The 20,262-nt window shown below is 39.0% G+C and carries 20 protein-coding genes and 1 tRNA gene; 3 read left to right on the top strand and 18 right to left on the bottom strand.

The features are described 5' to 3' along the window. Window positions 1–32: 32 nt before the first annotated feature. Window positions 33–779 (bottom strand): alpha/beta hydrolase, encoded by a 747-nt coding sequence (locus WYK_RS17950; protein WP_040375835.1) that lies wholly within the window; start codon window positions 777–779, stop codon window positions 33–35. 252 nt (window positions 780–1,031) lie between these two features. Then, a complete protein-coding gene (gene secG / locus WYK_RS17945) occupies window positions 1,032–1,265 on the bottom strand; it encodes a preprotein translocase subunit SecG (protein ID WP_040375834.1) in 234 nt (77 codons plus the stop codon). 144 nt (window positions 1,266–1,409) lie between these two features. On the opposite strand from secG, the gene WYK_RS17940 reads away from it, so the two are divergent. Together WYK_RS17940 and WYK_RS17935 are read left to right on the top strand one after the other, a co-directional pair. After that, window positions 1,410–1,958: a hypothetical protein gene (locus tag WYK_RS17940; protein WP_152526502.1), complete on the top strand. Its 549-nt coding sequence runs from the start codon at window positions 1,410–1,412 to the stop codon at window positions 1,956–1,958. A 124-nt stretch (window positions 1,959–2,082) separates the two neighbouring features. After that, window positions 2,083–2,793 (top strand): M15 family metallopeptidase, encoded by a 711-nt coding sequence (locus tag WYK_RS17935; protein ID WP_081704950.1) that lies wholly within the window; start codon window positions 2,083–2,085, stop codon window positions 2,791–2,793. 45 nt (window positions 2,794–2,838) lie between these two features. Here the strand turns inward: WYK_RS17935 and WYK_RS26395 are convergent, their stop codons facing one another. The 10 genes from WYK_RS26395 to WYK_RS17885 all read right to left on the bottom strand — a co-directional run bounded on the left by WYK_RS26395 (window position 2,839) and on the right by WYK_RS17885 (window position 13,869). Continuing rightward, the gene (locus WYK_RS26395; RefSeq protein ID WP_040375832.1) at window positions 2,839–3,327 is read right to left on the bottom strand and encodes an SEC-C metal-binding domain-containing protein; all 489 of its coding nucleotides are present in this window, start codon (window positions 3,325–3,327) and stop codon (window positions 2,839–2,841) included. Window positions 3,328–4,622: 1,295 nt separating this feature from the next. Beyond that, the gene (gene eno / locus WYK_RS17925; RefSeq protein ID WP_040375831.1) at window positions 4,623–5,918 is read right to left on the bottom strand and encodes a phosphopyruvate hydratase; all 1,296 of its coding nucleotides are present in this window, start codon (window positions 5,916–5,918) and stop codon (window positions 4,623–4,625) included. Window positions 5,919–5,945: 27 nt separating this feature from the next. After that, window positions 5,946–7,481, bottom strand: coding sequence for a 2,3-bisphosphoglycerate-independent phosphoglycerate mutase (gene gpmI / locus WYK_RS17920; protein ID WP_040375830.1), 1,536 nt, complete (start codon window positions 7,479–7,481; stop codon window positions 5,946–5,948). Next, entirely contained in the window at window positions 7,474–8,235 is a 762-nt protein-coding gene (gene tpiA, locus WYK_RS17915; RefSeq protein WP_040375829.1) for a triose-phosphate isomerase, read from the bottom strand. Before tpiA ends, gpmI begins: the two co-directional genes overlap by 8 nt. 52 nt (window positions 8,236–8,287) lie before the next feature. After that, a complete protein-coding gene (locus WYK_RS17910) occupies window positions 8,288–9,472 on the bottom strand; it encodes a phosphoglycerate kinase (RefSeq protein ID WP_040375828.1) in 1,185 nt (394 codons plus the stop codon). Between the two features lie 134 nt (window positions 9,473–9,606). Further along, window positions 9,607–10,614 (bottom strand): type I glyceraldehyde-3-phosphate dehydrogenase, encoded by a 1,008-nt coding sequence (gap, locus tag WYK_RS17905; RefSeq protein ID WP_040375827.1) that lies wholly within the window; start codon window positions 10,612–10,614, stop codon window positions 9,607–9,609. A gap of 56 nt (window positions 10,615–10,670) precedes the next feature. Beyond that, window positions 10,671–11,693 (bottom strand): sugar-binding transcriptional regulator, encoded by a 1,023-nt coding sequence (locus tag WYK_RS17900; RefSeq protein WP_040375826.1) that lies wholly within the window; start codon window positions 11,691–11,693, stop codon window positions 10,671–10,673. A 139-nt stretch (window positions 11,694–11,832) separates the two neighbouring features. After that, a complete protein-coding gene (locus tag WYK_RS17895) occupies window positions 11,833–12,075 on the bottom strand; it encodes a glutaredoxin family protein (protein WP_040375825.1) in 243 nt (80 codons plus the stop codon). 16 nt (window positions 12,076–12,091) lie between these two features. Next, window positions 12,092–13,423 (bottom strand): RNA polymerase factor sigma-54, encoded by a 1,332-nt coding sequence (rpoN, locus tag WYK_RS17890; protein WP_040375824.1) that lies wholly within the window; start codon window positions 13,421–13,423, stop codon window positions 12,092–12,094. A gap of 374 nt (window positions 13,424–13,797) precedes the next feature. After that, a tRNA-Arg gene (locus WYK_RS17885) sits at window positions 13,798–13,869 on the bottom strand. Window positions 13,870–14,103: 234 nt separating this feature from the next. Between WYK_RS17885 and clpP the strand changes: the two genes are divergently transcribed. After that, on the top strand, window positions 14,104–14,781 hold the full coding sequence (clpP, locus tag WYK_RS17880) for an ATP-dependent Clp endopeptidase proteolytic subunit ClpP (protein WP_169732070.1): 678 nt from the start codon (window positions 14,104–14,106) through the stop codon (window positions 14,779–14,781). A 388-nt stretch (window positions 14,782–15,169) separates the two neighbouring features. Here the strand turns inward: clpP and WYK_RS17875 are convergent, their stop codons facing one another. From WYK_RS17875 to trxB, 6 genes are all read right to left on the bottom strand, one after another. Then, window positions 15,170–15,427, bottom strand: coding sequence for an HPr family phosphocarrier protein (locus tag WYK_RS17875; RefSeq protein ID WP_040375822.1), 258 nt, complete (start codon window positions 15,425–15,427; stop codon window positions 15,170–15,172). Window positions 15,428–15,451: 24 nt separating this feature from the next. Then, window positions 15,452–16,408, bottom strand: coding sequence for a DNA-binding protein WhiA (gene whiA / locus WYK_RS17870; protein WP_040375821.1), 957 nt, complete (start codon window positions 16,406–16,408; stop codon window positions 15,452–15,454). A 78-nt stretch (window positions 16,409–16,486) separates the two neighbouring features. Continuing rightward, window positions 16,487–17,467 (bottom strand): gluconeogenesis factor YvcK family protein, encoded by a 981-nt coding sequence (locus WYK_RS17865; RefSeq protein WP_040375820.1) that lies wholly within the window; start codon window positions 17,465–17,467, stop codon window positions 16,487–16,489. Continuing rightward, complete coding sequence (rapZ, locus tag WYK_RS17860; RefSeq protein ID WP_040375819.1) at window positions 17,457–18,362, bottom strand: RNase adapter RapZ; 906 nt, start codon at window positions 18,360–18,362, stop codon at window positions 17,457–17,459. The genes WYK_RS17865 and rapZ overlap by 11 nt, the downstream gene beginning before the upstream one ends. Before the next feature lie 37 nt (window positions 18,363–18,399). Beyond that, window positions 18,400–18,858, bottom strand: coding sequence for an NUDIX hydrolase (locus tag WYK_RS17855; protein ID WP_040375818.1), 459 nt, complete (start codon window positions 18,856–18,858; stop codon window positions 18,400–18,402). Window positions 18,859–19,208: 350 nt separating this feature from the next. Continuing rightward, window positions 19,209–20,159: a thioredoxin-disulfide reductase gene (gene trxB / locus WYK_RS17850; RefSeq protein WP_040375817.1), complete on the bottom strand. Its 951-nt coding sequence runs from the start codon at window positions 20,157–20,159 to the stop codon at window positions 19,209–19,211. Window positions 20,160–20,262 lie beyond the last annotated feature (103 nt).

Raw genomic sequence — 20,262 nt, 5'->3', positions numbered from 1 at the left:
TGTATTTCTTTTTTTATAAAATTAACGAAGGGTTAATCAGACCAATCCAAGCTTTCTAAAAACTGATAAACGTCTTCATGAAGCTGTTCCTTCTCTTGATCGAGAGTGATAACATGACCTGATTCCTCGTACCATTTCAAATGCTTATCTTCTGATTCTACTTCATTAAAAATGATGTTGGCACTGTCCGTATTAATCATTTGATCATGCCGCCCCTGCACAACAAACACCGGTGCGTAGATATGGTCAACATGTTCCCGAACATCGGCGATCATCTTTTGAAGCTCTTTTAATGTATTCATTGGAGTTTTCGCAAAGCTTGTCATTTCATGTTCTATTTCTTCTGCTGTTTTACCTTCGCGTCTTTTATACTCCTTAGCATATGTAAGAACTCCTTGATACATCGTTTCTTCACTTTTAATATACATAGGCGCACACATTGGTACAATACCCTTTACAGGTACAGTGTAACCTAATTTAAGTGAAAATACCCCACCTAATGACAGGCCGACGACAGCTATTTCATTATGACCCATCGAACGTAAATAATCATAAGCAGTCATGACATCTTTCCACCAGTCTACAGGACCTGTTTTAACCAGCTCTTCTGGGGGAACTCCATGACCAGAATAGTGGGGTGCATGACAAGTATACCCTTTTCCTTCGAGAAATCTACCCAGCATCCTGACATCGCTTGAATTTCCCGTAAACCCATGCAGCATTAAGACTGCCCGATTCCCGCCTTCAAAGGTAAAAGGCTTTGGAAGCTTAATTTTCATCTAGAAACTCTCCTTTATTCACATCACAATTATAACCGTCCTCCAATAAAATTAATCAAACGTTTGATTAAGAAGAAACTAGGTTATAGCTAAGTATATACATAACTAACACTTATTCGTATTTAGTATCCTCTTCTATTAAATCAGATAAACAGTCACCTTGCTATTTTTTTGACATAAAAGAAGGATCTGGTACCAAAAACAACTAAAAAAAAGCCCAGCAGCTAAGCCAGACTTTTTGAATCTTTACAATTATAAGCCGAAATAAGTAACGGATAATGTTAAAATAAAGAACAATACAGATAATACGATAGTCATCCGATGAAGAACTAAGTCAAGTCCGCGAGCCTTTTGTTTTCCAAATAATTGTTCAGCACCACCAGCAATAGCTCCTGATAAACCTGCACTTTTTCCGGATTGTAAAAGAACGCAGAGAATAAGCCCAATTGAAACAATAACTAAAAGAGTTACTAATAAAGTATGCATATACATCCACCTCCTAAAACCCGATAAACATTACTTTTACTGTACCACATTCTTGCTTCTGGAACAATCTTAGATTTGTTAGAAATTGCAAAATATGGCCTTGTTATATCGATAAACTATTATAAAGAAAGAAGTGATATCAAAATGTTTCAGAATATTCTTCGTTCTATAGATATCCTAACCATTATCTTATCAGTGACGGCCATCTACTCGATGGTTTTCATGGAAACGGACCTTATCAATAGTTTGTTAATTATTCTTTCTCCACTTTTATTATTAGTCGCCAAGTATAAGGGCAGCCGCACGTTATTGTTTCTCGCTTATCTATGCACCACGATTTTCTTCACTTCCATTATATATAATGCGTTATCAACAGGCAGTACGGATTATTTCCATTCAGGCGCCTCATCCTTTTTTATTGCTCTGATTGCGATAACAGTGAGTCTAAGTGCTGCGATAATTGGCTTTGGGACAAATACGCTGACGATATTGTGGATCTCCCTGCACATCCTCGTCCTAAGACAAACGCTAATTCTTTATTCAGCCTCTGCATTTTTTGAACACTTTTGGTCAGAAAAAGCACTCGACACTGTTATCAGACACGATTATCCATTTATTTTAATGATCGTCTGGCTTGGACTTTTTTTAGATAAATATCAACGTGAACTTAGCCGAGAGTATATCTCTAGATAATGGTATTTATTTACGGTTTACGATGTTAGTAATATGGAAAGGCTTGTTATATAATTCATACGGCTTGTTTATTATTGCAATATAAAATTGCAGGCAATAAATATGGTTATTGGAGGAAATAACAATGTCTTCTGCTCGACTTAGCATCGTGCTGCTATCTTCTATCTTTTTAGCCTCTGGCTGTTCGATAAATGACAGTGAAGAAGGAAAAGTGAAAGTAAATGAACATAAAGAAACTGTAAAAGTAGAGAAAAACACGGAAGAAAGTGCAGTACTCGTAAATAAAGAAAATAATCTGCCGCAAGATTACCAAACGGATGATTTAGTCTATCCATCTATCCCATTTACATTTGAAGAGAAAATTGAAAAAAGAATGCTTAAAACAGTTGCAGCATCCGCAATTGAGCGTTTATTCACAGCTGCAACCAACGAAGGGTTAGGCCTAGCAGGTGTTTCTGCTTACCGATCTCATGCTACCCAAGAATCACTTTTTAACTACTATGTTGATAGGGACGGTCTCGAGGCAGCTCTGAGCTATTGTGCTGTTCCCGGTACAAGTGAGCACGAAACAGGCTTGGCTATCGATGTGACCGCTAGTGATGGCTCCTGCGCGGCAGAGGATTGCTTCGGTGATACAAAAGAAGCTGCTTGGCTTGCACAGCATGCAGCTGAGTATGGTTTCATCATTCGTTATCCAGAAGGCAAAGAAGATATCACCGGTTATAAATACGAACCATGGCATCTACGCTATGTAGGTACTGCCATTGCACAAGAAATCACTGAACAAGACCTTACATTAGAAGAATACAGTCAGACACTTGTAGTGAAACAGTAGTCCGTAAAGACCCCTCTTATTCTTATAAAGAGGGGTCTTTGGCAGTTATAAAGCTGCACCGCAGCACTTTTTATACTTCTTCCCTGAGCCGCATGTACACGGATCATTTCTTCCAATTAATTCTTTTACTTGTATAGGCTTCTGTTTCTTTTCAGCTTTCACAAGAATGGCGGAGCCTTCTTGTTTCATTTGCAAATAGCGTTGTTTAAACAATTCGATCGCTTGGCTGCTATTGTTTAACGTATCTTCTGCAATGTCTCTTGCTTCCTTTTTCGATAAAGTACTATCTTCTACGATGAATTGATTCGTGCTAAACGTATATCTAACACCGAACTCAGCTTTATCATCTTTATTGATAAATTTCAGATACACATTATTACAATTACAAGTTGGATGCATACAATAGAAATCATAAATCCAAAATGTCTTCTCTTCGAACTCACTCTTTAATGATATATTATCTTGCAGTCCAAATACATCAATGTATTTAACTGCTTTACCCCCTGCTACTTCCTCAGCTGTTATGGTTCTCATCTATATGCACATCCTAATTAATATAATTTACTACCTGTAGGTATTGTATATCGTAATTTGTCTCTCGTCATCTATAACGAAAAACCTCTAGCTTTAAAATGAAATCTTCATCAAACATTCTATACTTGAAACTTGGCTAAGACCTCTGCACTTGTGAGAGTCCAGGCTCAGATTCGGCAAAACTAAGGTTGATTTGGCCCAAACTGAAGTTAATTCTTCCCTGCTGCACTATTTACTACATAAACTAAGAACGCATCGTAAGTTCATGGGTTGGGCTCTTGTGAAAATAGTGTATCTTTTGGTTTAGCTGGGTTCACTTTTTTCCTTTTAGCGACTCTTTTTTGATAAAACCAAATCCTTTTGGCTTGTTATCTATATGAATTCGTCATGGTTCGGTCTAATTAAGCTCTACCCGGCTTACATTCGGCCGTTTTCAAACTTTATTCGGCCCAAACTGCCGTTGATTCGGCCCAAACTGAAGTTAATTCGGCCCTGCTGTGATTTCATTCTCCCCTCTAAACCGCTGCACTACTTACTACATAAATTATGAACCCATCGTAAGTTCATGGGTTGGGCTCTTGTGAAAATAGTGTATCTTTTCCTTTTTTGTTTACTGGCTTTGCTTTTTTGCTTTTTTAGCGACTCTTTTTTTGATAAAACCAAATCCTTTTGGCTTGTTATCTATATGAGTTCGTCATGATTCAGTCAAATTAAGCTCTATCCGGCTTACATTCGGCCGTTTCCAACCTTTATTCGGCCCAAACTGCGGTTAGTTAATTCTTCCCTAACGCGACATCATTCTTCCCTAACTGAAGTTAATTCTGCCCTGCTGCGATTTCATTCTCCCCTCAGCCTAATATGTCATCCAGCACCCTCTTATCTATTTGTTCTATTACTATTTTTATCTCCCCTGCACTGCTTACTACAAATTAAGAACGCATCGTAAGTTCAGGGGTTGAGCTCTTGCGAAAATAGTGTATCTTTTCCTTTTTTGTTTAGCTGGATTTGCTTTTTTGCTTTTTTAGCGACTCTTTTTTGATAAAATTAAATCCTTTTGGCTTGTTATCTATATGAGTTCGTCATGATCCAGTCAAATTAAGCTCTACCCGACTTACATTCGGCCGTTTTCAACCTTTATTCGGCCCAAATTGCCTTAGATTCGGCCCAAACTGAACATCATTCTCCCCTAACATCTTTTCATTCTTCCCTAACGCACAAAAAAACCTCTATCGATTAGTGACATGATCACTAATCGATAAGAGGTTTTGGTTTACACATTTACTGTCGAAACAGAATTATTTTTTAAGGTTATAGAAAGATTTGATTCCTTCGTATTTTGCTAATTCTCCAAGCTCGTCTTCAATGCGAAGAAGTTGGTTGTATTTAGCAATACGGTCAGTACGAGAAAGCGAACCTGTTTTGATTTGGCCAGCGTTTGTAGCAACTGCGATATCAGCAATTGTTGCATCTTCTGTTTCACCAGAACGGTGAGAGATTACAGCTGTGTATCCAGCACGTTTAGCCATTTCAATTGCATCAAGAGTTTCAGTAAGTGTACCGATTTGGTTAACTTTGATTAAGATTGAGTTAGCGATTCCTTTTTCGATACCTTCAGCTAATTTCTTAGTGTTAGTTACGAATAAATCATCACCGACTAATTGTACTTTATTACCAATACGGTCAGTCAATAATTTGTGACCTTCCCAGTCGTTTTCATCTAATCCATCTTCAATAGAGATGATTGGGAATTCGTTAACAAGCTCTTCATAGAAAGTTACTAATTCTTCTGAAGTTACGCCCATTTTTCCTTCGCCTGCAAGATCATATTTGCCTGTTTCTTTGTTATAGAATTCAGAAGAAGCAACGTCCATTCCAAGAAGAACATCTTCACCAGGCTTGTATCCAGCTTTTTTGATTGCTTCGATAATAACTTCTAATGCTTCACGGTTAGAACCAAGGTTTGGAGCGAATCCACCTTCATCACCTACAGCAGTGTTTAAGCCTTTACCTGAAAGAACTGATTTAAGTGCATGGAATACTTCTGCACCCATACGAAGTGCTTCTTTAAACGATGGAGCTCCAACAGGAAGAATCATGAATTCTTGGAAGTCTACGTTGTTATCAGCATGTGATCCACCATTAATGATGTTCATCATTGGTGTTGGAAGTGTTTTTGCATTTACTCCACCAATGTAACGGTATAATGGAAGGCCGACTGCTTCAGCACCAGCATGTGCACAAGCCATAGATACGCCTAGAATAGCGTTAGCTCCTAATTTACCTTTGTTTTCTGTACCATCTAATTCGATCAACGTACGGTCAATACCAACTTGATCTGTAACATCGATACCAAGAACAGCTTTAGCAATGATTTCATTTACGTTATCAACTGCTTTTTGAACTCCTTTACCTAGGTAACGTGATTTGTCGCCATCACGAAGTTCAACTGCTTCATGTTCACCTGTAGATGCGCCAGATGGAACGATTGAGCGGCCAAAATAGCCTGATTCTGTCATTACTTCTACTTCTACTGTTGGATTTCCGCGGGAATCAAGTACTTCACGTGCATAAACATGTTGAATATAAGGCATTTAAAACTCTCCTTTTTCCTGTAGCTTTTATTTTTTAATTAAAGATGTTCCTGTCATTTCAATAGGTTTTTCAACGTTTAATAAATCAAGCATAGTAGGAGCTAAATCTCCAAGAATACCATCTGCTCTTAATGTTACACCATTCTTGGTAACAATGACAGGAACAGGGTTCGTTGTATGAGCTGTCATTGGGTTTCCTTCAAGTGTAACAACTTCATCAGCATTCCCATGATCAGCTGTAATTATAGCCGTACCACCCTTAGCAATAATTGCATCCACGATTCTGCCTAAGCATTCATCAACGGTTTCAATGGCTTTGATTGTCGGCTCAAGCATGCCTGAGTGACCAACCATATCTGGGTTAGCAAAATTCAGCAGAATGGCATCAAAACGATCATTTTCGATTTGATCTAACAGTGCATCTGTAAGTTCGTATGCACTCATTTCTGGCTGAAGATCATACGTTGCCACTTTAGGCGAGTTGATTAAAATCCGCTCTTCACCAGGGAATTTATCTTCACGTCCACCACTCATAAAGAAGGTAACATGAGGATACTTTTCCGTTTCAGCAATACGTAATTGTGTTAAGTTATTTTGCGAAAGTACCTCGCCAATGGTGTTATCCAAGTTAGCTGGTTCAAATGCAACATACCCATCTACTGTTTCCGAGAAGTGAGTCAGGCAGACAAAGTGAAGATGATTTGGGTGTCCTGGTCCACGATCGAATGAACGGAAGTCTTTATTGGTAAATGTGTTAGAGATTTGAATAGCCCGGTCCGGTCTGAAGTTATAAAAAATAACAGAATCGTTGTCAGTAATCGTCGCAACAGGTTTTTCGTCTTTTCCTGTAATAACGGAAGGAATAACGAATTCGTCAAAGATCCCGTGATTATATGAATCGGCTACACATTCTGCTGCGCTTGTATATCCAGGTCCTTCACCATAAACCATTGCACGGTAAGATTTCTCTACCCGTTCCCAGCGTTTATCGCGATCCATTGAATAATAGCGGCCTGAAATGGTTGCAAACTGGCCTACGCCGATTTCCTTCATTTTTGCTTCAGCTTCCTCAATATAACCCTTTGCTGATTGAGGACTCACATCGCGTCCATCTAAGAATCCGTGAACGAAAACATTCTTTAAGCCTTCTTTTGCTGCCAGCTTCAATAGAGCATACAGATGTTCAATATGGCTATGAACACCGCCATCAGATAGAAGACCGAATAAATGAAGGTTTGTTCCGTTTTTCTTAGCATGTTCCATTGCATCAAGGAATGTTTGATTTTCTGCAAATTCACCTGTTCGAATAGCAAGGTTGACACGTGTTAGGCTTTGATAAACAATTCGGCCGGCACCAATATTTAAATGACCAACCTCGGAATTTCCCATTTGTCCTTCAGGTAAACCAACCGCTTCCCCGCTTGCAATTAACTTCGAATGAGGATACTGTTCCCAGTACCGATCAAGATTCGGTTTTTTAGCATGAAATACTGCGTTACCTTCACGTTCTTCGCGACATCCAAGACCATCTAAGATGATTATAGCAACAGGTGCTTTAGTCATTTTTTCCAGCCTCCAGTAATTGCAAGAAGGATTGTCCTTCCAGGCTTGCTCCGCCTACTAATGCTCCGTCAATATCTGATTGAGCCATGTATTCTTTAATATTACCTGGCTTCACACTACCGCCGTATTGAATGCGAACAGCATCTGCTGTTTCTTGAGAGAACTTCTCAGCAACAATCGTACGGATATGTGCACATACTTCATTAGCATCTGCTGAAGAGGATGATTTACCAGTACCGATTGCCCAGATTGGCTCGTAAGCAATAACGGTTTGGGAAACTTGCTCTTCTGTTAATCCATCAAGTGCTTTTTTAATTTGGTTGCCGACTAATACATTTGTTTGGCCGCTTTCGCGTTGTTCTAATGTTTCACCACAACAAACGATTGGAGTTAAGCCGTGTTTAAAAGCGGCAATCGCTTTTTTATTTACAGTTTCATCGGTTTCATTAAACATTTCACGACGTTCAGAGTGACCAATAATCACATACTCAACACCGATATCTTTTAAGGCAACCGGACTAATTTCGCCTGTAAATGCTCCGTTTTCAGCAAAGTGCATGTTTTGAGCACCAATTTTTACGTTAGTTCCTTCAGATGCTTGTACAAGTTGTTGAAGATATAAAGCTGGTGCACAAACAACAGAATCAATCTGGTCCGTTGATGGGACTAGGCTTTTAATTTCCTCTAAGAAGCTTGACGCTTCAGAAAGTGTTTTATTCATCTTCCAGTTTCCAGCAATAATTGGTTTACGCAATAGATCTGCACCCTTTCTTAATCTAATACAAACTTCATTAGCTTGATTAGTTTTATTTATCGTTTAATGCGACAACGCCTGGAAGCTCTTTGCCTTCCATAAATTCAAGAGAAGCTCCGCCGCCAGTAGAAATATGCGACATTTTATCAGCTAAATTGAATTTTTCAACTGCTGCAGCTGAATCGCCGCCGCCAATAACACTATAAGTATCAGTAGATTCTGCCAGCGCAACAGCTACCGTTTTCGTTCCATTTGCAAATAAATCAAATTCGAAAACGCCCATAGGTCCATTCCAAATGACAAGTTTTGAATTTTTGATTACATCTGCATATAGTGCACTTGTTTTTGGTCCGATATCAAGTGCTTCCCAATCTGAAGGAATGGAATCAATCGCAACTTCCTTAGTATTAGCAGTTGGAGAGAAATCATCAGCTACTACTACATCGATTGGCATATAAAGCTTAACGCCTTTATCTTCTGCCTTTTTAATGAACGATTTAGCTAAATCAATTTTGTCTTCTTCTAAAAGTGATTTACCAACTTCATGGCCGGTAGCTTTAACAAATGTATACGCAAGACCGCCGCCGATGATTAGGTTATCCACTTTTTCTAAAAGATTATCAATTACGCCAATTTTATCTTTTACCTTTGCTCCGCCAATAATAGCTGTAAACGGACGTTCAGGATTAGATAATGCTTTACCTAAAACTTCAAGTTCTTTTTCCATTAATAAGCCTGCAACAGCCGGCAAGTATTGTGCGATTCCTTCTGTAGAAGCGTGGGCACGGTGTGCTGCACCAAATGCATCGTTTACATAAACATCCGCAAGCTCTGCGAAAGATTTAGCAAGTTCTGCATCATTTTTTTCTTCTCCAGCGTAAAAACGTACATTTTCTAAAAGAAGGACATCACCATCAGTCAGGCTGTCAATTTGGGATTTTACTTGGTCACCGAATGCTTCGTCTGCCTTTTCTACCTTTTTACCCAATAGTTCACTCAAGCGTTCAGCAACTGGTGTTAAACGAAGTTCTTCAACAACTTTACCTTTTGGACGTCCTAGGTGACTGGCAAGGATAACCTTTGCTCCTTGTTCAACCAAGTACTGAATAGTTGGCAATGCAGCTCTTATTCTTGTATCATCAGATACCTTTCCATCCTGCATGGGTACATTGAAATCTACCCGACAAAACACACGTTTACCAGCTACGTTTAAATCCTTAATTGATTTCTTATTCATCAATGTGACCTCCTCTAAACAAATGTGTTTTTCACTGTATTTATCAGACAAAAGGAGAGAGGGTAATTATCCCAACTCCCCTTTTTCTTTTTTATTTATAAACTGTTTTCATCTTTCAGATGAAAACGAGCTGATTACAATCCTTTTTTAGCGATATAATCGATAAGGTCAACAACACGGCTAGAGTAGCCAGTTTCGTTATCGTACCAAGAAAGAACTTTAACCATATTTCCGTCAATAACCATTGTTGATAAAGCATCAATAGTTGAAGAAGCAGGAGCTCCGTTATAATCGCGAGAAACTAATGGAAGTTCGCTGTAAGCAAGAATTCCTTTAAGATCTCCTTCAGAAGCTTCTTTGAATGCTGCATTGATTTCTTCAGCTGTAGCATTTTTTTCTAATTCAACTACAAGGTCAACAACAGATACGTTTGGTGTTGGAACACGCATAGCCATACCATTCAATTTACCTTTAAGTTCAGGTAATACTAGAGCTACTGCTTTAGCTGCACCAGTAGTTGTAGGAATGATATTTTCTGCTGCTGCACGAGCACGACGGTAATCTTTGTGTGGAAGATCAAGGATTTGTTGATCATTTGTGTATGAGTGAACAGTTGTCATCATACCACGAACGATTCCGAATTGATCATTAAGCACTTTAGCAAATGGTGCTAGACAGTTAGTTGTACATGAAGCATTAGAGATAACGTGGTGGTTAGCTGCTTCATATTTGTCTTCGTTAACACCCATAACGATTGTAATATCTTCATCAGAACCTGGAGCAGAAATGATAACTTTCTTAGCGCCAGCTTCAAGATGTTTCGCAGCGTCATTGCGTTTTGTGAAGCGTCCAGTTGATTCAACAACTACTTCTACGCCAATCTCGCCCCAGCCTAATTGTGCTGGATCACGTTCTGCTAATACTTTGATTTTGTGTCCGTCTACTACTAGGTATTCACCATCAACTGAAACTGTTTCAGGTAGTGTACCGTGAATTGTGTCATATTGTAAAAGATGAGCAAGCATATTAGCATCAGTTAAGTCGTTGATTGCAATAACTTCTACACCAGGGTTTTTTAATGCTGCACGAAGTACGTTACGTCCGATACGTCCAAATCCATTAATACCAACTTTAATTGCCATGTGAAAAATTCCTCCTTTAAATTAAGAGCATATATATTATATAAAAGGGAAAAAAATCATCCCTTTATTACCTCAATCGCTGCTGCTTCATCTGTTATTAATATCGTTGATGAAGGAGCTTTCTTCATATAAGAGCGTATGGCTTTTGCTTTTGATTTGCCTCCTGCAACAGCTATAACTGTTTTAGTTGAATCAAGATCTTCAAGCTGAATGCCAACCGTCTTCACTTTGTGAACGACATCACCATATTCATTGAAGTAGTAACCAAAGGCTTCGCCAACAGCTTTGCCCTCGTTCAACACGTTCATGACTTCAGCGGATGTTTTTCTTCGGTTTGCCATTGCGAGTGCATCACCAATCCCATGAATCACCATACCAGCTGATTTAATTAAAGAAATAACATCTTTAATCATGGGTTCCTTCATAAATGAAAGATAAGCTTCACCGCTCACTTGATCTGGAATATACAAGACCTTGTAGGCCGCTTCTGCTTTTTCTGCCATTTTCGCTACAATCGTATTTGCTTGGTTATGAACTTCTTCACCAAGCCCGCCTCTTGCAGGAACGAACAGTACTTTTTCAGATTGCATCCCAGGTATAAGTTCGCCGGCAACTTCTGCCATCGTCGATCCACCAGTTACCGCAATGATATGTTTCTCTTTCCATTGCCGTTTCATACGTACTGCACAAGCTTTTCCAAGTTCACTTTTTACCCAAGGTGACTGATCACAGTCTCCTGGAACAATAATGACCTCTGTTAAGCCTAACTTTTTACTTAATTGCTTTTCAATTACGTTTATACCCGTTATCTCACGCATTATTCCTTCCAAATTTTCCAGAACTTCCATTCCTTCATTTGAAAGCTTTATACCTGAGCTGTACACTTCCACCAAATTTTGATCTTTTAAGAAATCAATTTCGCTGCGAAGTGTTCGTTCCGTAAGACTCATACCTGTTGCCAGACTACGTCTTCCTACTGGCTGCATAAATTTAATTGTACGCAGGATGTGATAACGTTTTTGCATAATGGAAAGCAAATCGGGTAATAATTTTCTTTGTACCTCTATAATTGAATCCATTTTATAAAACCCCTTAAATATACCCGCTGGACTATTTAAGTCCCGCGTAGACATTTAGTGTCCCACATACTGCAAAAAAATATTCCTGCTACACTCATATAGTAACAGGAAACTTCTTTTTATTCAACTTTAAACCTCATTAATTTTCAACAAAAGAATAAAGAGCTGCTTTTTCAATTCTTCCGTATTGGATAACTTCACTCTTCCATGTAAGTACAGGGATCATCAGTCCGTATTCCTCGGTTAGTTGGTCATCAGAGTAGATATCAATTTCTTGATAACGCATTCCCGTCTCTTTTGAAAAGTCCTCTAAAATCCCCTTTGCGGTGTCACAAAGCGGACATTTTTCTCTAGTGTATAAAACTAAATTTGGTTTTTCCATGATTGTTTCATCCTTTTCATTCATATCTTTTACGTTTTGATGAGGAAGGTAAACCTAACTGGTCCCGATACTTTGCTACAGTTCGACGGGACAGAACGATTCCTTGTTCAGCTCGTAACCGCGCTGATAACTCCTGATCCGAAAGCGGCTTTTGTTTATCCTCTTTACTAATCATCTTTTCAAGTGCACTTCTTGCATTCTTCCCTGATATTTCTTCATCCATGGTTGATTGAAGAGAGGATGAGAAAAACTCTCTCATTTCAAATGTGCCAAAGGGCGTCTGAACATATTTTTCCTTTACTGCCCTGCTTACTGTGGATTCGTGAATACCAAGTTCATCTGCAATTTCCTTCATTGTCATGGGCTTTAGTTCGTTCATTCCAGTTAAGAAACATTGCGTTTGCTTTTCAGCAATCTTACCCATCACGTTGAGTATCGTTTCCTTCCTGTGCTGAATTCCCTTCGATAACCATTGATACTCCTGCCATTTTTCCTGCCAATATCGATTCAAATTCTGATCTTTTGATTCTTTCAGCTTCTTTAGATAGGTTTTATCTGCATTAAGCCTTGGCGAATTCCCATCATAATCACCAACAACTAATCTTCCCCCACGGTTTTCCACAACCACGTCAGGTACGATATAAGCAGGACGATCTAAGCTATAGTGTGCTCCCGGCCGAGGATTTAACTCCTGTACATAATCGAAAACACCTTGAATTTGCTGCATTGAAACACCAAGGTGTTTCGCTATCCCTTTCCACTTCTTTTCGACAAAAGGGAAAAAATGATGTTCGAGTATCATTTCGGCCAATTCATTAGATCCATCGAGCCTAGCCTGTATGAGGAGACATTCCTGCAAATTCCTCGCGGCAATTCCATAGGGCTCAAGTTGTTGTAACTCCTTAAGGCACTCCTCCACTTCCAATGAAGAGATACCATTCGTTTCCGCTACTTCTTCAATATCGATACGTAAGTACCCGTTGCCATCCAGATTATGAATTAATTGCAGTAAAATCGACTCCTGCTGCTTTGTCAGCTCATGGACTTTTAGTTGAGACAACAAGTCTGTTTCAATAGAAGTAGTTTCTTCGCCAATTTGTTCTAACCAATATGCTGCATCTTTGTTTCTTGCCTGTGTAGTGCGCTTCTTATTTTGTCGAAACATTGGTTCATATGTGACTTGAGATGGATGTTCGAGAGACAGTAGTGGATTTTCCAGCAGCTTATTGTCTAAGAATTCCTGCAGCTCTTGAGCCGAATATTGCAAAAGCGTAATGGCTTGGCTCAATTCCTGAGTCATTGTTAACTTTAAGGTTTGCTGTTGAAAAAGCCCCATTTTCATATCCATTCATTATGACCTCCATTCCCTCAATTTTGCAACAACAAAAGAAAACAGAATAGCAATATCATTGAAAACGCTTACGTTTTTATGATAACTAACTCCGGTTAACAAGGTTATTTCTATTTTATATGCAGACGACGATCATTATAATACAAAAAGAAGACCCTCCACATCATTTTAAGTCATCGTTTTCCCCTTGAGCTGATTTTACAATATTTTTCATTTTTATTCTTACTTTTTTTCTTTTATATAGAAATACGATAGAACTAAAAAATGACAATTTAAAGTTAAGGAACATCAGAAAAATAAGAAAAAGCCCCTTCCATTTGGAAAGAGGCTTTCACTATGTATGCCATTATGCAACAGCATAATGAAACTGATGCCCTCGGCAGGAATCGAACCTGCATTTCAAGCTTCGGAGGCTTGCGTGCTATCCGTTGCACTACGAGGGCTTTATAAATTCAACAACGAGATTAATTATATGCTAGAACAGGTAAGTTTGCAAGAGGAAAGCACGTTTTAAATAATCCAGACATGGGTATTATGTATAAAGGAATTCATATCCGTTAAACGGCTATTTTTTCTACATAGAAATACAGGAATAGCTAGTAAGGTTATTGTCGAACAATATAGGGAAAATAAAGGCTGTTTTGTTTGACCTATATTGACCAAAAAGTGTATCATACATACATAAAGGATTTCCTTGCCAGGAACCTAAATTACTCGTTAAAACCAAGGAGGAAGAAAGCATGAATTTAATTCCTACAGTTATTGAACAAACAAGTCGCGGGGAGCGTGCCTACGATATTTATTCACGCCTATTAAAAGATCGTATCATTATGCTTGGAAGTGCAATTGATGATAATGTTTCTAACTCAATTGTTGCTCAGCTTCTATTCCTTGAAGCAGAAAACCCTGAGAAAGACATTACTTTATACATCAACAGCCCTGGCGGCAGTATCACTTCCGGTATGGCGATCTACGATACAATGCAATATATTAAACCAAATGTATCAACAGTATGTATCGGTATGGCAGCATCAATGGGTGCTTTCTTACTCGCAGCGGGTGAAAAAGGCAAGCGCTTTGCACTTCCGAATAGTGAAGTAATGATTCATCAACCACTTGGCGGAGCACAAGGTCAAGCAACTGAGATTGAAATTGCGGCTCGTCGTATCCTTCACTTGCGTGATAAACTAAATCAAATTCTTTCAGAACGTACGGGTCAACCAATGGAAATCATTCAAAAAGACACCGAGCGTGATAATTTCATGACAGCTGAAAGAGCAGTAGAATATGGTTTGATTGACCAAGTCATCACTCGAAGCATCTCAGAAGACGTTGAAAAAAAGTTAGATAAATAAGTTACCTAAGAGCGCCGATAGCTACATATCGGTGCTTTTTTTATTTATGGGTACAATTCTTCGGTTCAGCCATTCTTTTTTATTGCTGACTCTTTTTTGTGTGCTTTGGGTAGACTCCTTTTCTTAAAACCCTAAGCTTAAAAGCTCTTTTTACTGGTTTTCGTCATCTTTAACCCACATATTCTTCCCTACCCGCCAATCATTCTGCCCGAACTTCAATTTATTCTGCCCGTTCAGCCAATTATTCTGCCCGAACTTCGATTTATTCTTCCCTAGAGCTTTTCTGCCTGGATAGCTGCCAAAAATCTGTTGCTGGCTGATCAGCCCAATTTTCGTATCTATATAAAAAAACCACCATCCTCTTTCAGTAAGAGATGGTGGTCAACTATCATCCTTCTTGTTCAATAAACGCTTTTAGAGTAGAGATTGCTTCTTCTTCGTCTTTGCCGTCTGCGATTAGAGAGATGGTAGCTCCTGAGCTGACAGCCAGGCTCATTAACCCCATTATGCTTTTAGCGTTGACTCTTTTTCCGTCTTTTTCAAGAAATACATCAGAGTTAAAGCGTGTTGCTTCTTGGACAAATAACGCTGCTGGTCTAGCTTGCAGACCTGATTTCAGAAGAACTTCTACTTGTTTCACAACCATCTAATCCCATCCTATCTATTTTTGTTATGCTTTTTGGCTTGCGAGTCCTTCTCCGCCTCGTAACTTATCAGCGATCTCATCTATCTTTCTTAATCGATGGTTAATACCCGATTTGCTTATATTTCCGCCGGACACCATTTCCCCCAGCTCTTTAAGCGTAATATCTTGATAGGCCACTCTAAGCTCGGCAATTTCACGAAGCTTATCCGGTAAAATATTGAGACCAGCTTCCTTTTCAATATAGCGGATATTTTCAACCTGACGCAGAGAAGCACCGATGGTCTTATTTAAATTTGCCGTTTCACAATTGACTAAACGATTTACTGAATTTCTCATATCACGCAGAATCCTAACATCCTCGAAACGTAATAAGGCTGAATGTCCGCCCACAATCGTTAGGAAATCAGATATCTTTTCAGCCTCTTTTAAATAGACAATAAAGCCTTTCTTCCGTTCCAGTGTTTTAGCTTTTAAGTCAAATTTATTCATTAACTCACAAAGAGTATCATTGTGTTCTTTATATAATGACGATATTTCGAGATGATAGGATGACGTTTCTGGATTATTGACAGAACCGCCTGCGAGGAAAGCACCTCGTAAATACGCTCGTTTACAACATTTTTTTGTAATTAGCTTTGGTGATACACCATGAAGAATTTCAAAGCCTTCTCCAATAATTTGCAAATCAGTTAGGATTTCTTGGCCGTTTGAAGAGATTCGGACAATATAAACATTGTTCTTTTTGAGCTTCATCTTTTTACGAACGAGGAGCTCCATCTGTACAACATAGCTTTTTTTCAATAAGCTATAAATCCTTCTAGCTATGGCCGCATTTTCAGTTTGTATATCAATAACCAGCTTACGATTTGAAAGAGAAATCGAACCATTCATCCTGATTAATGCACACAATTCCGCTTTGTCACAGCAATCTTTTCCTTCCAGTGTTGTCAATTCCTTTTTTGTTTCAGAAGCAAAAGACATGGATTTACACCTCCAGCCCGAATTCTATTAAGCATGGACGACTGCACTAGTAGAGCCGTATCAAGACATATGATTTCGTTATTTTTTAATCTTTCTTTTTCTTTCTTGAAGCAGTATACCATAAAGTAACCCAGCCACTTTTTTTGTATCATGGCGAATGGCACTTTCCTCATAGTTAAAGATTTCACCTTGTACAATTTCCAGGTTTAGATCGATGAGTTCGTCAACGTCAAAGAAGACAGGCTTAGCTGATTCTTCTTTATACAAGTTCTGTACCTCAATCGGTATATCCTGATTATTGACTAAAATACTATCAATCGCATCACAGTCCATATGATTGTAAATGGCTTTTACATGGTCACTTGCCGTGTAATCAAGTGTTTCACCAGCTTGAGTCATTAAATTGCAGATATATACTTTTTTTGCCTTTGATTTGCAGACCTCTTCACCAATTCCAGGTACCAGCAGGTTTGGAAGAATACTTGTATATAAACTTCCCGGGCCAATGACTATTAAATCCGCCTGTCTTATTGCTTGAATCGTTTCTCTAAGCGGCTTAATTTTTTCTGGTGTTAAAAAGACACGTTTAATCTTCTCTTCAGAAGTCGGAATCTTTGATTCACCAGAAACAATTGAACCGTCCTCCATTTCTGCATGAAGAACAACACTCTGGTTCGCTGATGGAAGAACCTTGCCTCGGACATTCAACACTTTGCTCATTTCTTGAATCGCATGGACAAAATCACCGGTAATAGAGGTCATGGCAGCTAACAGAAGGTTCCCGAGGGAATGGCCGGACAATTCATTAGTACTGGCAAATCGATGCTGAAACATCTGTTCAACAAGCGGTTCCACATCTGATAAAGCAGCAAGTACATTTCGAATATCGCCCGGTGCAGGAATATCCAACTCGTTGCGGAGTCTACCTGAACTTCCACCATCGTCTGCAACCGTTACTATTGCCGTAATGTCTACTGGATAACTTTTTAGTCCCCGGAGCAGAACAGGAAGTCCTGTACCTCCGCCAATAACCACTACTTGTGGTTGATTATTCGTCATCTTTATTCACCTTGCCAGCCTTTAACTTGATATCACGATGTGAGACCTGAGTTTCATAATCATCTTTATAATAATCCGCAATGTATTCTGTTAATGCAACCGAACGATGCTGTCCTCCCGTACATCCAATAGCAATGACAAGTTGAGACTTTCCTTCGCGTTTGTAATGGGGCAGCATAAAATTAAGTAAATCCAGCAGTTTTTCTAAGAATTTCTGTGTCTCATTCCATTTTAAAACATAGCTTGAAACCTCATCTTCCAAACCAGTCTTCGTACGCATATGTTCAATATAGTAGGGATTTGGCAGGAATCTTACATCGAAAACTAAATCGGCATCAATCGGCAAACCATGTTTAAAGCCAAATGACGTTACATTGAGTGTGAAAATTGGCTTCTTATCCGCTGAAAATTCGGTAAGAATTTTTTCACGAAGTTCTCGCGGGCTTACCTTAGACGTATTATAAATAGTCTGAGCTCTGCCCTTTAGTTCATCTAAGATGCTTCGTTCAATTTGAATGCCCTCAAGTGGTAATCCAGATGGAGCAAGTGGATGAGTTCTTCTTGTTTCCTTGTATCGGCGAACAAGTGCTGAGTCATCTGCATCTAGAAAGAGAATCTGAGGTGTTATCCATGGAGCAGCAGCTAAATCATCCAGTGCTGTAAATAGATAATCAAAAAATTCACGGCCGCGTAAATCCATTACGAGCGCGACTTTATTCATTTTATTTCCAGAATCTTTCATTAGCTCTAGAAATTTAGGCAGTAATGTTGGCGGTAAATTATCTACACAAAAAAAACCTAAATCTTCGAAGCTTTGGATGGCTACTGTTTTCCCTGCTCCAGACATTCCTGTAATCACGACTAATTGCGTTTCATTTGTATCCCCATTTGCCATACTCCGCACCCCCTTGTGTCTATCTCTTTATCTTTTCTTAACCTGGATCAAGTCGATAGGACAAAAGCTTGAATTCAGGTGTATATGTGAAGGTTCCATAGATAATCCCAGTACCATGAATCATGTAATCCAGGATATGTGAATCTCCTTCAGCCATTTCTAGATTCTTTATTTCTTCGGTTGAATGCCAGGCAAGTTCGCCCTCTTCACAAACCTCAACGTTGACTCCATCAGATTCTGTTGCGAAAAAAGTAAACATCATCCATTCAGATAATACCTTATCTTCTTCTTTCATGATGAAAGTAAAAATTCCTTTAAGTGATGGGTTTCTTAAATATACGCCTGTTTCTTCACGATATTCTCGGATACAAGCATCTCTGACAGACTCGCCTTGCTCCATTTTTCCGCCAGGTGCTACCCACCAGCCGCGTCTTGGCTTTTTTAATAAAAGCAGCTGATTATCTTTTACTAGTACACAATTGGTCACACGCTGCACATTCTTCACCTCAATTGTAAATGCCTCAAAACTAATCGTTTATTCAAATTGGGCGCTGCCCTCAAAAATTATTTTTAGATTCCTTTATTATACTATTTTTAAAAGACACCCACAATGAACAACGACTAGGAATTTCCTCCAACCTCTCCTCTGCTGATTTTTCTCGTTTTCAATTGAAGTATCCCGACAAAAAAAGACACAGATGGGGAACATCTGTGTCGGCAAAAATAATATTTTATAAAAGGGGGTCAATTTCTACCTTAACTATAAACAATTTATATTGCACTACCATTACGCTTGAGTTAAGACACGATTACGAAATATTAATGTTTAGTGTCTTCGTAAGCGATTCAGGCTTTTAATTTCATACTCTCCGCTAATTCCTCAACAAAATGCTGTGCGCTTTGAGCAGCAATACTTCCGTCTCCAGTAGCTGTTACAATTTGACGGAGAGATTTTTCACGGATATCGCCTGCTGCAAAAATACCGTCTACCTTTGTTTCCATACGCTCATTGGTTTCAATGTATCCCATTGCGTTAGTAATACCTAGATTTAAGAAAGGCTTAGTTAAAGGATTCATCCCAATATAGATGAATACTCCGTCTGCTTTACGCTCTACTTCTTTACCATCAATTGTAGAAACAAGGGTCACGCTGCCGACTTTTCCATCCTTCTCATTAATTTGCTTAAGCGTATGATTCCAAATAAAATCAATTTTTTCGTTAGCAAACGCACGATCTTGAAGAATTTTCTGAGCACGGAGTTCTTCACGACGATGGACAATCGTTACCTTAGATGCAAAGCGAGTTAAATACACGCCTTCTTCAACCGCTGAATCTCCGCCTCCAATGACGAATAGTTCCTTCTCCTTAAAGAAGGCACCGTCACATACTGCACAATACGAGACACCACGTCCGCCCAATTCTTGTTCGCCAGGTACGCCGATTTTCTTATATTCAGCTCCGGAAGAAATAATAACGGCACGTGCTTTATATTCTTTCGAGCCAGCAACCACCGTTTTATATTCCTTACCATCAATAATTTCTTTAACATCTCCGTATGCATACTCTGCACCGAATTTTTTTGCATGGTCAAACATTTTGGTTGAAAGTTCAGGTCCAAGAATATGACCAAACCCTGGATAGTTTTCAACTTCTTCTGTGTTAGCCATCTGTCCGCCTGGAATACCACGTTCCACCATTAAAGTCGAAAGGTTAGCCCTCGAGGTATAAACAGCTGCTGTCATCCCAGCAGGTCCTGCTCCAATAATGAGTACGTCATATATTTTTTCTTCTGTCATGTGGTTCACTCCTTCGTTCTATATGTCAGTGAAAGAAAATTGTCTTAGCTGTAGTTTTTCCTAATACTCATATCCTATATAACAAATAATTTTCCGTCCAAAT

This window comes from Peribacillus psychrosaccharolyticus ATCC 23296 (assembly GCF_000305495.1).
Lineage (GTDB): Bacteria > Bacillota > Bacilli > Bacillales > DSM-1321 > Peribacillus > Peribacillus psychrosaccharolyticus.
Note: the sequence above shows the minus strand (reverse complement) of the source record. Positions and strands in the feature narration are given on the sequence as shown.